General features: G+C 53.1%; 11 protein-coding genes. 4 read left to right on the forward strand and 7 right to left on the reverse strand.

Annotated elements, in window-relative coordinates; all coding sequences use genetic code 11:
* Positions 1-15 precede the first annotated feature (15 nt).
* Entirely contained in the window at positions 16-1,512 is a 1,497-nt protein-coding gene (locus ACS5NO_RS09660; protein WP_439414951.1) for an MBOAT family O-acyltransferase, read from the reverse strand.
* Between the two features lie 12 nt (positions 1,513-1,524).
* Positions 1,525-2,601, reverse strand: a complete 1,077-nt coding sequence (locus ACS5NO_RS09665; protein ID WP_439414952.1) for a hypothetical protein — start codon at positions 2,599-2,601, stop codon at positions 1,525-1,527.
* Positions 2,602-2,830: 229 nt separating this feature from the next.
* On the opposite strand from ACS5NO_RS09665, the gene ACS5NO_RS09670 reads away from it, so the two are divergent.
* Positions 2,831-4,009 (forward strand): CPBP family intramembrane glutamic endopeptidase, encoded by a 1,179-nt coding sequence (locus tag ACS5NO_RS09670; RefSeq protein ID WP_439414953.1) that lies wholly within the window; start codon positions 2,831-2,833, stop codon positions 4,007-4,009.
* Between the two features lie 119 nt (positions 4,010-4,128).
* Here ACS5NO_RS09670 and ACS5NO_RS09675 read toward each other — a convergent pair whose 3' ends face one another.
* The 5 genes from ACS5NO_RS09675 to ACS5NO_RS09695 form a co-directional block, all read right to left on the reverse strand.
* Positions 4,129-4,569, reverse strand: coding sequence for an ester cyclase (locus ACS5NO_RS09675; RefSeq protein WP_150876406.1), 441 nt, complete (start codon positions 4,567-4,569; stop codon positions 4,129-4,131).
* 97 nt (positions 4,570-4,666) lie between these two features.
* Positions 4,667-5,485 carry a DUF6597 domain-containing transcriptional factor gene (locus tag ACS5NO_RS09680; protein ID WP_439414954.1) on the reverse strand — a complete coding sequence of 273 codons (819 nt, stop codon included), beginning with the start codon at positions 5,483-5,485 and terminating at the stop codon, positions 4,667-4,669.
* Between the two features lie 81 nt (positions 5,486-5,566).
* Positions 5,567-8,434 (reverse strand): M16 family metallopeptidase, encoded by a 2,868-nt coding sequence (locus ACS5NO_RS09685; RefSeq protein ID WP_439414955.1) that lies wholly within the window; start codon positions 8,432-8,434, stop codon positions 5,567-5,569.
* Between the two features lie 66 nt (positions 8,435-8,500).
* Positions 8,501-9,658: an acyltransferase family protein gene (locus ACS5NO_RS09690; RefSeq protein ID WP_439414956.1), complete on the reverse strand. Its 1,158-nt coding sequence runs from the start codon at positions 9,656-9,658 to the stop codon at positions 8,501-8,503.
* Between the two features lie 68 nt (positions 9,659-9,726).
* Positions 9,727-10,629, reverse strand: a complete 903-nt coding sequence (locus ACS5NO_RS09695) for a glycosyltransferase family protein (protein ID WP_439414957.1) — start codon at positions 10,627-10,629, stop codon at positions 9,727-9,729.
* Positions 10,630-10,945: 316 nt separating this feature from the next.
* On the opposite strand from ACS5NO_RS09695, the gene ACS5NO_RS09700 reads away from it, so the two are divergent.
* Genes ACS5NO_RS09700 through ACS5NO_RS09710 form a run of 3 tightly spaced genes read left to right on the forward strand, consistent with a single transcriptional unit; the run spans position 10,946 to position 13,664 of the window.
* Positions 10,946-11,671: a class I SAM-dependent methyltransferase gene (locus ACS5NO_RS09700; protein ID WP_114405314.1), complete on the forward strand. Its 726-nt coding sequence runs from the start codon at positions 10,946-10,948 to the stop codon at positions 11,669-11,671.
* Positions 11,668-12,768: a glycosyltransferase gene (locus tag ACS5NO_RS09705; protein ID WP_439414958.1), complete on the forward strand. Its 1,101-nt coding sequence runs from the start codon at positions 11,668-11,670 to the stop codon at positions 12,766-12,768. The genes ACS5NO_RS09700 and ACS5NO_RS09705 overlap by 4 nt, the downstream gene beginning before the upstream one ends.
* The gene (locus ACS5NO_RS09710; protein WP_439414959.1) at positions 12,765-13,664 is read left to right on the forward strand and encodes a class I SAM-dependent methyltransferase; all 900 of its coding nucleotides are present in this window, start codon (positions 12,765-12,767) and stop codon (positions 13,662-13,664) included. Before ACS5NO_RS09705 ends, ACS5NO_RS09710 begins: the two co-directional genes overlap by 4 nt.
* Positions 13,665-13,669: the final 5 nt, after the last annotated feature.

Raw genomic sequence — 13,669 nt, forward strand, 5'->3', positions numbered from 1 at the left:
CGGAACAGGTAATCTCTAGAACTGAAAGTAAATGAACGAGTTGCTGCTTTTCTGAGTCAGAATCAGTAAAATCAGCATGCCCGCCCAGACGAGGCTGAGCAGCCACCACGGTAGGCGCGCCCCGAGTTTCACCAGCGACGAATTGCGCATCGCCCAGTGACAGGCAATCAGAATCACCGTGACTGAACTGACTTTCAGGATGTCGAGGGACGTGAGCAGGGTCGCTCCGTTGGGAATGACGCCAAACATCGACAGCAGAATTCGCATCGCGCTGCCGAAATCGGGGGCGCGGAAAAACACCCAGGTGATATCGACCAGAAACAGGGTTAACAACGCCAGACCAAAATTGCCGAGCTTTCCGTTCCACGAAACGGGCAACATCGAAGCCTGTGCAACGGTTCCGGTTAGCACCTGGTCGGAGCGGTTTTGTCCGGCAAAATTCCGCTGCCGCTTGCCGGACCAATCCCGAATCAGCCGTTCGGCACACAGAAAAATGCCGTGCAAACCGCCCCAAATCACGAAGTTCCAGGACGCTCCGTGCCACAAGCCGCCCAGCAGCATCGTGATCATCAAGTTGATATAGGTCCGGGCAGCGCCCTTGCGGTTTCCGCCCAGCGGAATGTAGAGGTAGTCGCGTAGCCAGGTTGAGAGCGTGATGTGCCACCGGCGCCAGAAATCCGAAAATCCGATGGATGCGTAGGGGTACCGGAAATTGTCGGGAAGTACAAATCCCAGACACAGCGAAATGCCGATGGCGCAAGTCGAATAGCCCGCAAAATCACAGAAAATCTGCCCCGAAAACGCCATCACACCCATCCAGGCATCCAGTGGTTGCACCGGAAAGGGCACCCCAAAAACCGTATCGGCCGAGTCGGCCAGCAGCGTATCGGCAACCACCACTTTCATGAACAGACCGAGCGACAGCAGAAAAAGTCCCCAGGTCATCTGTTGGGTCGTGGCGCGGTGGGGCTCCTTGAACTGAGGAATCAGATCTTCGGGCCGGACAATCGGCCCCGCAACCAGGTGCGGAAAGAACGTAACGAACAGCGCAAAATTCAGAAAAGATGGTTCGGGTTCGGCTTTCCGGCGGTACACATCCAGCGTGTACGAAAGCGTTACGAAGGTGTAAAACGAAATGCCGACCGGTAGGATTATATCGGGTTTGGCCGCTTGGAAAGCAATGCCCATCGCCGACAGCAAAGCCGTAAAGTTTTCCAGCAAAAAACCGCCGTATTTGAAGTAGCTCAACATGCCGAGGTTCAGCAACAAGCTGACGGTCAGGAGGAGTTTGCGGGGCGCAGACCGTTGCTCGCGGGCAATCAGCCGGGCCATGTAAAAATCCACCACCGTCGAAAGCCAGAGCAACAGAATGAAGGGCGGATTCCAGAGAGCGTAAAATAAGTAACTGGCTAGCAACAAATTGATCTTTTTTGCCTTCCAGGGCAGAGGAAGGTTGTGCAGCAACAGCAGCAGAACGAAGAAGAGGGCGAAACTGTAGGAGTTGAAAACCATGATCGTCAGGAGCTATTGGTGGGGAGGAAGGGAAGCCGTAAGGGCGGGCTTTGGAGTGGACCGGATCGGGATGGGCCAGCCGGTTTTCTGCTTCAGAATCGGGATAAAATCCTGCGTGAACGTGACCGCATCCTTCGGTGCCAGGTGCGACCATTCCGGGCAGCGGTATTTAGACAATGCCGGGTAATCCGCAAAATAGATACCGGGCGTCCGGGTATGCGCCAGCAGCCGGTCCCAGTATTTTTCCCGTGGGTGGCTCATTTTTTCGGCTTCGTAGAAGGGGCCGTCCGAAGGCATCCGGACAAAAACCACTTGACCACCCCGCGCCCGAATCTGGTCTACCGACTTCTTGACGGAGTTCATAATGCCCATAACCATCGCATCCGGCATGGTTTGCTTCGGGCTGTGGGCGCCAATGTCCAGCCAAACCGCCTGCACTTGGTGCTGAATGGCGGTGTCGGCCACCATCGCATCCGTCATGACTTCCTGCCGGTCGAACTGGATGATCGAGAATTCTTTTGGAAATTTCGGTCCACCCCAGGTGCCGGGCCGGGGCGGAATCGGCAGGTTGGTCAGCAGGGGACGCAGGGCCAGCCGTTCTTCATCCAGAAAATACAGCCAGGGTTCCAGCACCCGGTTGATGTGGAAGCTGATCTGCTGGGAAAGCGACCACCTGGGATAAAAATTGACCCGTTTCGTGGCCTCCCGTTCGGGAAAAGAACCGTCGGGCGCGAAGAAAAGGCCTTCGGTGACGCCAATGATGAGTGTTCCTTTGAAGTTCGGATCATTGGCCAGATCCGTCAGCAAAGGCCGGGGGGCCGTACCGACCAGCGCCAGTTGGATCGGTTTTTCGCCGGTTGCGGCTTCCCAAGTCGCCAGATCGAGGTCGAACTTGACGCGCGACGAGCCAATGATCACGGGCCTCGACGGGCTGCTCCGGTAAATTTCTTTCCGGGTGTGCGCCCACAGGCTTTCGTCGTCGTTGTAGGAAAGCCCGAGGTTCTGACTGCGCCAGTACCATTCCCAACCAACGACAAACGTCAGAACCAAGACCAGCGTCAATAGGCTCGATTTCAGAAGTGGGGTCATTTGTGTAAAGGTTATCGTATTGTGTATCAGTTTGTTCGGTATAATCTACGAAAGCTGGATCTGAAAACCGGCGGGTTATTTATTAATTGGTCGAACATCGAAGAATTTTACCAGATTTTGCATCAGAAATGATGTTTTGGAGAGAATAGAGCATTTTTGCAGTTTTTTGCCTCGCCCAATAGCCCATCTGATTTTCTTTTCGTAGTTATCTGGAACAAATTGACGGATGATGAAAAAGACGACGGGGTATGCGGGTGAAATACGGACGGGCGTGCTGTTGACAGCGGCCTTGTTTGCGCTTTTCCTCTATTTCAATGGGCAACTTCCACCCGCCGAACTCCTGCTGGCGAGTCCTTACTTCATCGGGTTGTATTTCCTGACGTTCACCCTGGGTCAACCGACTCTTTCCGAATCGCTCCGCCGGACCGTTAGCACCGGCCTGGAGCGGGCGGTTGTGTTTCCGGTGTTGCTGATTATTGTTCTGTATTCGTATCTGGGATTCCACGGGCATTCGCCGTTCAAGGGGTCGGCTGCGCTCTTTCCTTTTTATGTACTGTTTCCGGTGCTCGTTTTTTTAGCCTATCCGAAGGACTACCAGCCGATCAAATGGACGGATTTTGCGGTTTATTTTCTCTTTCTGATTCCGGCTACTTCCATTTCTTTCGGGGTAAAAACACATCTGCCTTTCAACGGTGCGGGCTTCAGCAATGTGTTGCGGTTTGTGCTGATTTTGACAGCGGTCTACGGTTTCGGCACCATCCGAAAGCTGCCCGACATCGGTTTTTTTCCGACTTTCAACTGGCGTTATCTTAAAACCGCCCTCTGGGTCTGGCTGGCTTTCATTGCCTTAACCGCCTTGATTGCGTACGTCAGCGGTTTTCTGAAAACCAGCGGCTACGAACCGCTTTCGATGGCGTTGATTCCCCTGGCCGTTGGCGAAATGGTGCGGATATTTTTTGGTACGGCCTTGTTCGAAGAACTCTTTCTGCGGGGCATTTTGCAAAACATGCTGGCCCGGAAAATTACGGAATCGGGTGTCTGGAAGACGTATTGGAAATGGGGATTTGCAGTTTTTCTGCTGCTCTCGCTGCTCACCGGGTACCTGATGCACGCGGCCCTGCTGTGGGTTCCGGTTCTGATCACGGTTCTCTTATTCCTTGCCGCTTACTGGATTGAGAAGAAATCGATCGAGTTGAATGGTCCGTATACGGCCCTGGCGATCACGAGTATCTTTTTTGGCCTGGTTCATTTTCACGCGGGTTCGCTGGTCTTTGTGGGCCTGGCCAGCATTGCGGGCTGGGGCTATGGCTACACGTACATGAAAACGAAAAATGTCTTTTACGCGGCTCTGGTTCACACGCTCGTCAATTCATCGGAGTTTCTGTTCAATCTGGAAACGCTGAAGTGAGGAGGGATTTAGACAAGAGAGTAAAGACAAGAGAGGATAGACGTGAGAGTAAAGACTGTTTTCTGATCACTATTCTCTTGTCTTTATTCTCACATCTTTACTCTCTTGTCTTCAAAAACCTATACGCCAAGTTGCTGCTGGAAGCTGGCGTGATCCCAGTCGATGGCTACCGCAACGATCTTGTCGTCTTCGTTGAAGCGGAAAATGAAAATATGGTCGCTGTTGAAATGCAGTCCTTTGTTCGTAATACCGGCAAAATCAGCGGTTTGGGTTCCGAACAACGCCACGTTGCAAATGATTTTGTCGCCATCGGCCGTCACTTTATCGACGGTATTGTCGATGTCCGGGAAAGCGCCGATGACGCCCGTCCAGAAATTCCGGCCTAAGTCGCCGATGGTGCCCTGCGGATCGGGGCCGAGCGGCATGAGCCAGAATTCGCCGGCGGGGTCAAAGAGGGCCATCATCCGTTCGATATCGCGTTCCTGGTAGGCCGAGAAAAATTCAATGCTGGTGCCTTTGCGGGTCAGGTCGGTCAGTGAGTCCGTTTGTGTCGTTTTCATGAAAAATCGTGGTTATATGATACACCAAAAGTACCTGACCACCGGGCGGCTTTATTGTATAAATGCGACATTTTGCAAAAGGCGCACAAACCGGCGCTCACGATTTGAGAAAATTCGCCAGCTCGACGTTATCCCGTACGTAAAGTGATGGAATCCGGCCCGTAAAGCCGGTAAACTCACGGATGAAATGCGACTGGTCGTAATACCCCGCCCGGTAAATGACGTCGTGCCAGTCGTCCACGTTCCAGTGTTTGCTGGCCAGTTGAGCACACAAGTAACTGATGCGCCGGATGCGGGCGTAATATTTCGGACTCACCCCGACTTTGGTCAGGAATTTTCGTTCAAACTGCCGCCGACAAACGTACAGTTCGTTCATTAATTCATTGATATTGATGATGCCCCGCTGGTCTACGATCAGGTTGGCAACGTAATCCGTGCGGTCGGTTACGGCATTGGTGCGGGTCATCTGGTTGCTCAGAAAGGCTTCCAGCAGCCGAACCCGACCCATGGCACTGTTGGGTTCGACGATGCGTTCCTGAATGGTTCGGATGCCGTCGCCCAGAACGCCGGTCAGATCGATGCGTTCATCGGCAAATTCATACATCGGTAACCCAAACAAACTGTTCAGGCCCGCCGGACGAAAAACCGCCCCGACCATGCCGATTTGCCCCTGCAACTGCAACTGGTAGCTGCGGGTCGACTGTCCGCTCAGGAAGGAAGCCGGCACCATTTTCGTTCCGTTTTTCTGCGTTTGAAGCCGGTACGGATCACCATAATTGAACACCAGCGAGCCGTAGCCGTTCGGGGGCGACTCAACCGTCATGGGCTGAGTCGGCAACGCTGCGTTTTCCCAAACGTAGTAGCACTCGACAAACGGGCGCAGATGGGGAGCCGGTTGATACTTCTGGTACAGCATGAGACGTGCAGGGAGTTAAAGCAAGTTATGCTTTTTTTCCTGCAAAGCAGCCCAACGATTTAGCGAAAGGTAGGTGGTGTCTTATTTTCGCTCCGGCAACAGCAACAGCTTGATGAAATTCTTGCCAAAATACTGATTGGCAGCCTGTTTCGTGCTTTCGGGGGTCACCTGTTTCAGAAATTCCGCTTCCCGCAGGATTTCGTTCGGGTCGTCCTGATTGAAATATTGGTTGGATAGATACCCCAGCCAGAAGTTGTTCTGCTTCAACTGAACTTCCGTTTCGCGCCGGGTTTCGGCTTTGAACTTGTCGATGTCTTTGGAATCAGCACCGTTCTGCTTCAGTTTTTCGATTTCGGCCAGGGTTCGCGCAATCAGTTTATCGACGTTTTCGGGGGCGCAACTGAAACCGACGCGAAACGTATACCGCTGTGCCGGGATTTTGGCATAGGCCCCGTTGACGCCCACACCGTAGACCCCGCTTTCTTCTTCGCGCAGCGTTTCGGTCAGTTTGATCTCCAGCACTTCGGCCAGCGCGTCGACCTGGGTGGCATTTTCGGCATTCCAGACAAAATCACCGCTGAAAATCAACTGCACAGTACTCCGGGGTTCCAGGCCCTTGGTAACGGATTTCTCGATCTTCCCGGCCGGAATCCGGATGCCCAGGTCGCGGTAAGTTTCTTTGCGGTTTGTAGACGGTAAACCGCCTAAATATTTCTCGATCAGCGGTTTAATGTCTTTTTCTTTAAAATTTCCGACGAAGAAAAACGTGAAGTCGCTGGCGTCGGCAAAGCGTTCTTTGTAAATCGCTCCGGCCCGGTTGACGTCCACTTTATCCAGCCGTTCGGGCGTCAGTGGCAACCGGCGGTAGTTGTAGGCTCCCAGCAACGACTGAACCGTATCCTGAAAAACCTTCTGGGGCGTTGGGGTGGCCAACTGGTTTTGCAGAAAGCTCCGCTGGTTTGACAGAAAACCCTTGATCACGTCGGGGTCCTGGCGCGAGGCCGTAAAATAGGCGTAGACCAGTTGCAGGGCGGTTTCCAGATCGTCGGGCGTGGTGCTGCCGCTGATGCCTTCGGTGGTTTCACCGATGTAGGGCGACACGCTGACGGTTTTTCCGGTCAGGTATTTACCCAACTGAATCTGGTTATATTCGCCAATACCACTCATGTGCGTCAGCGTCGAGGCAAACCGCGCCGATTCAAAATCCTTGTCGGGGTAGAGAGACGTTCCGCCCGGACTGTTGGCCGAAAAAATGATCTGATCGTTTTTAAAATCCGTCGGTTTCAACACCACCTTCACGCCGTTGCGGAGCGTCCATTCCGTGACGTTGATGTCATTGATTTCTTTTTCACTCGTTACCGGACCGCCAACGGGCAACGTCGGCAACAGCGGTTTGTCCATTGTCTTATCGACATACGCCGTCAGGTTTTTACCGGCATTGTCGATCAGGGCCAGCACCTGCTTTTCGGTCGGGAGTTTGGCTTTGTCTTTTTCGGGAGCCATGATGACCACGGCGCGGTTTTCGGTCGTAATGAACTGTTTCGCCAGGTTGTTGACGTCGCCAACGGTGATTCCACCGAGGTATTTTTTCAGAAAATCATTGTAAAACGAGATGCTGACCGGAATATCGCCTTTCAGAAAGTTCTCCACGTATTCGCCGACGTAGCTCGTCGAACGGGTTTTGTCGCGTTCGCGGTAAATGCGGTCGACGGCTTTCAGATACTGTTTTTTTGCCCGATCCAGTTCCGTTTCCGTAAATCCGAAGCGATCGACGCGGGCGTTTTCGTCCAGAATGGCCGTGACGGCCCGTGCTACGTTTCCGTCTTTGGCGATGACATACGAACTGAAGGCATCCTGATCGCCCAGAAAACCGCCATAGTTGCTGTAACCGGCCAGAAACGGCGGGTCGGCCTGCTGCGTGAGTTCATTGATCCGGTTTCCGATCATGGAATTGAACAACACCCGTTTGATAGCCTCGCGGATGTCATACAGGGTTTTCTCCTTGATTTCGGGGCGTTTATACATAATCTGCACCATCGTGTTCGGTTGTTCCGGATCGGTCACGATGGCGATTTTGGTGTCTTTGTGGGGCGGAACCGGGTATTCCGGGCGCGGTTTCGGGTTTGTTGCCGCCGGAATTCGTCCGAACTTTTCCTTGATGATGCCTTCAACCTGATCCACATCGAAATCGCCCACGGCCACAACAGCCATCAAATCCGGGCGGTACCAGTCTTTATAAAACCGTTGCAGGACTTCGGGTTTGAAGGTTTTGATGATGTCATCTTTTCCGATGGGCAAACGGCTGGCGTAGCGGGAATTGTTGAGAATCAGCGGGAAATACTTCTCGCGCATCCGTTGACCCGCCCCGCGCCCCGACCGGGCTTCTTCCAGAATCACCCCCCGTTCTTTTTCGATTTCAGCCGGGTCCATCGTCACGTTATGTGCCCAGTCTTCCAGAATCTGAAACGCCCGCTCAAAAAGCCGCACCGAGTCGGTTGGAACGGGCAGTTGATAAACCGTCTCGTCAAAACCGGTCGACGCGTTCAGGTCGGCCCCAAACCGGACGCCCGACGATTGCAGGAAGCTCACCAGCTCGTTTTTGGGGAAGTTCTTGGTGCCGTTGAACGCCATGTGTTCCATGAAGTGGGCGAGCCCCTGCTGGTCGTCGGTTTCCAGAATCGACCCGGCATTGATGGCTAACCGCAGTTCGGCCCGGTTTTTGGGCTCGGCATTTTTCCGGATGTAATACGTAATTCCGTTCGGTAGTTTCCCCACTTTAACGCCCGGATCGAACGGAATGGGCTGTTTTAGTTCGGCGGGAATACCGGCTGCAACAGCCGCTTTGGAAGGAATGGCGGCTTTTTTGGCACCGGTTTTAGTGGGTTGCTGGGCATTCACACCGGTTACCAACAGAGAAATGGCAAGGCCGGTCGCAAGAATCTTGTTCATTAGGTCGGTTTTGAAAACACGGCGGATCACGTGTCTGCTGTGTTAACTCAAAATTAGCGGCATTATTTATACTTTAATAATGATTTTTTGTTGATACATCCAGCCCAGAATACCGAACCAGATCAACACAAAGGTCAGCGCCCCGGCCAGCGACGCATTGTACGGACTTTCGAAATACGGCACAAAAAACGCCTGGTACAGCCATTCTTTCGCGCCGATCTCTGAGCCATCGGGTTGCTGAATTTTAATCATGTTCAAAATGCGTGGAATTAGACCGGAGAGAAAGAAAACTGTGATAGCATTGACGCCAAAGGCCACGAACGGTTTAGTCCATTTTTTGTAGTCCTGCACGTCGATCAGCCAGTAGCACAAGGCCAGTCCCTGCAACGCCAAACCGGAGGTGAGCAACACAAATGAGCTTGTCCAGAGGGATTTGTTGATCGGGAAAAAACCGTTCCAGATGTAGGCACCCAGCAAGGAGAAGCAACCCGCTACAAACAGCCAGACGGCTTTTTCTGCTTCCGGGCGGCTGGATTTCAGGAGCGTTCCGGCCAGAATTCCGGACAGGCCGGTGGCAATGGCGGGCAGAGTGCTTAGCAGTCCTTCGGGGTCCCAGATTTTCGAGGTTTTCCATAGGTGTCCGCCCAGCAAAGTTCGGTCGATCCAGGCACCGAGGTTGGTTTCGGCTTCCAGATTGGCCGGGCCAAAATCCGGCACGGGAACGAACGACATCAACAGCCAGTAGCCGACGAGCAAAATCCCGACCAGCCAGCCCTGCGTTCGGGTGTCGGTTTTGATGTAAATCAGCGAACAGGCCAGATACACCAGCGCAATCCGCTGCAAAACGCCCGGAATCCGGACGGTCGTGAAATCAAATTTCGGAAACAGGTTCAGAAACAAACCCAGACTAAACAGGATCAGACTTCGCTTCACAATTTTTCCCGCCAGTCCGGCCCGGTCCTTCTGCTGCAATGCATACGAAATCGATACGCCGACAATGAAGAGGAAAAACGGAAAAATCAGGTCGGTGGGCGTCCAGCCGTGCCAGTGGGCATGGCCCAGCGGGGCGTAGATGTGACCCCAGTCGCCGGGATTATTGACCAGAATCATGGCCGCAACGGTGATACCCCGGAAGGTGTCGAGGGAGAGAAGCCGGGAGGGGTTAACGGACCGGGGAGTGTCCCGGTTCGGGTCGTTTGTGTGCGAAGTAGTCGTTGGTTGCATGTGTTGCTACGGAAACTGGAACGGATGGATACGACGATTGTTCAACTTTTTCGGCGGGATAAAGATCATTAAATACCGTACTTATACCGATTGATCATCTGCCGCAGCAAACTCGGCTTGAAATGTCGTTTGAGGTTTTGAACGATCTCCGGGTCAACCTGAATATTCGGTATTAGCTTGATTTCTCCTTCGTGAAGCGCCGTGTTCTGAAACCGGCTGAACCGGCCAAAGTTGGTGCCGGCGTCGTAGCCAATGTGTTCGACTTTCGACCGGATCGGATACAGACAATACCGCTTTTGCCTGAAATGCGTGTAACTCCAGCGGATGGCCCAGGAACTGATCAGGCCCTTTTGCTGCTTGGCAAACATCGGAATCAGGTCGCTGCCGCTGGCCGAAAAAGCCTGCCGGGCTTTCGAATCCTGAATGAAATGGGCGTAATCCGCCACCGACCAATCGGCCAATTCCCAGCGGTTTTTCCAGGTCGACCAGCCGAGCGACGATGCGCGCGGCAACAGCAAGACGTCCTCAGAATAAGTGGACGGAATGGAAAACGGATACAAGTAGCCAGAAATCGAAAAAACCAGCGGATGGTGTTCGTAAAAATCCAGAGCCGCATTCTGAAAATCGAGGAAATCGGTCGTACAGATGATGTCATCTTCCATGACAATCACGCGGCCATGTTGCGCAATCACCTCCGAAACGCCCCGGATTACGGAGTTGGCCAGCCCCTGATTCGTTTCGGCTTCCTTGATGCGGACGTCCGCAAAGCCTTCTATCGTCGGCAAATAGGAACGGACTTTTTGCACCCGTTCTGCGTCTTCTTTCCCAACCGCCGGATTCGTTTTTGGCCCGTCTGAAAAAATATAAAGGATACTTTCTCTGGCTAATGGGTTTTTAGCCAGATAGTTAATCGTTTCCCGCAGATGATCGACACGGTTATAACAAAATAAAACGATGGGGGCGAGGGGCATTACGGTTTACGGTTTACGGTATTCGGTTTACGGTATTCGGTTTACGGTATTCTGTTTACGGTGGCTGACGCGTGCTTTTAAACGCACGATCAAGTATGTGTAGCTATCTTGCGCCAGCCACCGTAAACAGAAAACCGAATACCGTAAACTAATTACAAGATTACTTAATTATTTGCATCGTCTCTGCTTTCTTTGTGTTTACAATGCCAATACGCACCACAAATCGTACGCGTGCAAGGGCTGATTTGTTTGGTATTTCTGAAAATCAGCCGATTCCCGTTCAAACCGGGCCGCACTACGACGTTTCTATTTCATTATGACAACAATCCGCGCTGAAGCGATGCCGGACGATCCGTCTGAGCATTACCGGATTAAACCTCCACTGACCAATCCCCGGCGGTATTATCTGATCAAACTCAGGGAGTTGGTGCAGTATGCCAGAACCACGTTTATCGATCCGCTGACGAAAACCGGGCGGATCAAACTGGCCGATTACGGCTGCGGAACCAAACCCTACGTGTCGCTTTTTCCGCCCGAACAGGTGCAGTACATCGGCATCGACCTTGACTGGAACCCGCACGCCGATGTCTACATCGGCTCCGACAGCCGCATTGGCATGGACGACGCGCAGGTGGATGTGGTGTTGTCGACGCAGGTGCTGGAACACGTCGAAGATCCCGAAGGCTATTTGCAGGAAGCCTGCCGGATTCTGAAACCCGGCGGTTTGCTGTTGCTGACGACACACGGTTACTGGATGTATCACCCCGACCCCACGGATTACTGGCGCTGGACCTCCGCCGGTTTACAAAAAATTGTGGCCCGCAACGGCTTTGAAATTGTCTCCTTTCGGGGCATTATCGGAAGGTCGGCGATGGGTTTGCAACTGTTTCAGGACGGTTTTCTGTTCAAAATACCGCGCTGGCTGTGGCCACCGTTTGCGCTCATCATGCAGGCATCAATCAGCCTGTTTGACAAAACGACATCTCAGGAAACGAAGGACAAGGACGCGTGTACGTATTTGGTCGTCGGCCGGAAGCTATGAAAATCTGCATTGCCTATCCGAACAAAAACAGCTATTCGGAGACGTTTATTCACAACCATATCGCGTATTTAAAGCCCGAACTGACGCTCTCCGGCGGCTGGCGACCGTATCGCACGCAGGACGGCGACACGATTATCCGGATGCCGCTGGCCGAGCCGGTTCGGGTGGGCGTGAAACGAATGGTTTCGGCACTTTATCCGGCTTTTTACACCCATTTTCTAACCCGGTATTTGAAAGAAAACCGCCCGGATGTGTTGCTGGCAGAATACGGCCCGACGGCTTGCCATGTGATGGCCGCTTGCCGAAAGGCAGACGTTTCGCTGGTCGTGCATTTTCACGGCTTCGATGCGGTCGAGAAAGAAACGCTCAGAAAGTTCGAAACGCCATACCGCCAACTCTTTGCGCAGGCCAAGGCGATTGTGGCGGTTTCCAACGATATGGTGGAACAACTCGTCCGGCTGGGTGCTGATCCTCAGAAAGTTCACCGAAATCCGTATGGTGTTGAAACGAAATTGTTTGCCGGGGCCGAGCCGGAAAAAGCGGAAAAGCTGATTGTAACCGTCGGACGGTTTACGGCCAAAAAAGCGCCACAACTGACCATTCGGGCGTTTGATAAAGTGCTGGACCGGCATCCGGATGCCAAGCTGGTGATGATCGGCGGGGGTGAATTGTTGGAATCGTGTAAGAAACTGGTCGACGACTTGCAGTTGAAATACGCCGTTCAGTTGATCGGTGTTAAAACCGCTGCGGAAATTGCGGAATGGCACAAAAAAGCCCGGCTTTTCGCCCAGCATTCGATGGTCAACCCGGTGAACGGCGATTCGGAAGGAACGCCCAATACGGTGCTGGAAGCCTCGGCCGCTGGTTTGCCGATTGTCAGCACCCGCCACGCGGGCATCAAGGAAGCCGTCGAACACGGCGTGACCGGTTTTCTGGTCGAAGAAGGTGATTTTCAGGGCATGGCGAAGTACATGGTTCAGTTGCTGGACGAGCCCAAACTGGCTGGTGAACTGGGTCGGAATGCCCGGCAAAAAATGATCAATGAATACGAAATGCGTGACCGCATCAAGGAATTAAACCGCCTATTGGAACTATGACCGTACGCTCACCGCTCACCAACTCGCCCGCGGTTTCGCCCGTTCGGAGCCTGAACGCCCGCACCATCGAAGAACGGTATCGCGATCAGTTCGGGATGGACGTCAGCCGGTATTTTGCCGGGATGGACGAGGTGATGATTTATGAATGCAACCAGTCGAAACTGCGGTTTTATTACCCGTTTTCGCTGGCGGGTGATGCGGATTTTTACGCCGATCTGGGCAAGCATTACAAAGGCTATTACAGCCCGTGGAAATGGGAACACGAGCTGGTGTTTCAACACCTGAAGTCGGGCGACCGGGTGCTGGAAATTGGCAGCGGTAATGGCTACTTCCTGAAACGGCTTCCCGAAAAAGGAGCGAACGGTTTGGGGCTGGAACTGAACGACGACGCGATTGCGTACGGAAAGAAAATCGGGGTTAATATCATTAATGAAGATCTGAAGATTCACGCCCAACAGCATGAAAAACAGTACGATGTCGTCTGTGCATTTCAGGTTTTCGAGCACGTCAACAACGTGGGGGATTTCTTTCGGCAGGCGGCTCAGTGTGTCAAACCGGGCGGTTTGCTGGCCATTGGCGTTCCGAATAATGCCTCGTATTATTTCCGGGAAGATCCGTATCACACGCTGAATCTGCCGCCCCACCACACCCTGCTCTGGGACCCGGTTTCGTTGAAATATGCCGGTGAGTGGATGGATTTGACCGTGGTTGAAATCCGAAACGAACCGGCTTCTGTCACGCACCGGAGTCTCGGGTATCGCTTGTGGCTGGAAAAACACCTGGGCCGGAATCTTTTTTCGTCGCTCGTCTATAAATCGACCCGGTTTGTGGCCAAACGCCTGCCGATTATGTCCGACGGGGCCACGGTGGTCGCCATTTATCGAAAGGGAGCGTAACCAAA

The organism is Larkinella fluvii (assembly GCF_051857545.1).
Lineage (GTDB): Bacteria > Bacteroidota > Bacteroidia > Cytophagales > Spirosomataceae > Larkinella.